Source organism: Hoeflea sp. YIM 152468 (genome assembly GCF_029210485.1).
Taxonomy (GTDB): domain Bacteria; phylum Pseudomonadota; class Alphaproteobacteria; order Rhizobiales; family Rhizobiaceae; genus Hoeflea.
In genome coordinates, this window is record NZ_JARGET010000040.1 from 1 (window position 1) to 1163 (window position 1163).

The window sequence follows — 1163 nt, forward strand, 5'->3', positions numbered from 1 at the left end:
CGGATACCTACCAGGTCTCGGGCACCGGGCACGGCTACGACAGCTTCTCCGACACCGGCGCCGACGGCGCCGACTCGGTGGTGGCGCTGTCCAACAACACCGATATCGGCCTGCTGGGTGATTTCGGCTCGGCCAACGGGATCGAGGAGTTTTCGGCGAACGGCTTTGCCAGTATCGATGTCAAGGGCGACAACTCCGGCAATGCGCTCGACTTCTCGGATGTGAATCTCACCGACATCGCGCGGGTTCTGGGCCAGGGCGGAAACGACCTGATCACCGTCTCGCGTAGCTTCACCGGCAACACGCTTTATGACGGCGGCTCCGGCCAGGATACGCTGCAGATCAAGCTGACGCTGGCCGAAGTTCTCAATCCGGCGTTCCACGGTGAACTCAACGCGTTCAACGCGTCGCTTCCGTCGGCCGCGCCGTTCAGCTTCACCACGCTCGGATTCCGCGCGGTCAACTTCGAGACCTTCGAAGGTCTGGTGGATATCGGCGGCTTTACCGCTTCCTTCGAGAACGTGATCCTGGGGACCAACGGCAACGATACCATTGTACCCTTGCCTGGAGTGTCGTCCGCAGGACTCGCCGGCAATCCTCCGCCGACCGACTTCGACGATCTCATCTTCGGCTTCAACAACAATGACGTGATCGACGGCGGCGGCGGCAACGACGTCATCATCGGTGCGCATGGCAACGACACGCTGAATGGCGGCGAAGGCGATGACTTCTTCCTCTATTCCGGCAACAACAACGGTTCCGACACCGTCTTCGGCGACGGCGGCACGGACACGATCGTCATCACCGCAGCCAACACGGTGGTCGGCCTCAACGGCTTCGACAACAGCAACAGCGTCGAAACGGTTGACGGACTCGACATGTCCGGCTCGAAGATGTCCGGCACGGGCGGCAACGACACGTTGAATTTCTCCGGCGTCACGTTCAACAATGTGGCGGCGGACTTCGAGATTGATGGTGGCAACAATGACGACGTCATCACCACTTCGAGCCAGACCGGCGGCCTGAACTATCGCGGCGGTCACGGCAACGACACCTTCAATATCAGTGCCACGCGGGACGCGATGTTCCTGTATTCGGGCGCCAACAACGGTTCGGACACGTTTACCGGCAACGGCGCCAATGACGGCGTGGTCAACACCATA

General features: G+C 60.9%; 1 pseudogene. It reads left to right on the top strand.

Features of this window, described 5'->3' with window-relative positions:
• Positions 1–1163, top strand: a pseudogene (locus tag PZ897_RS20285) (hypothetical protein); the annotation flags it as partial.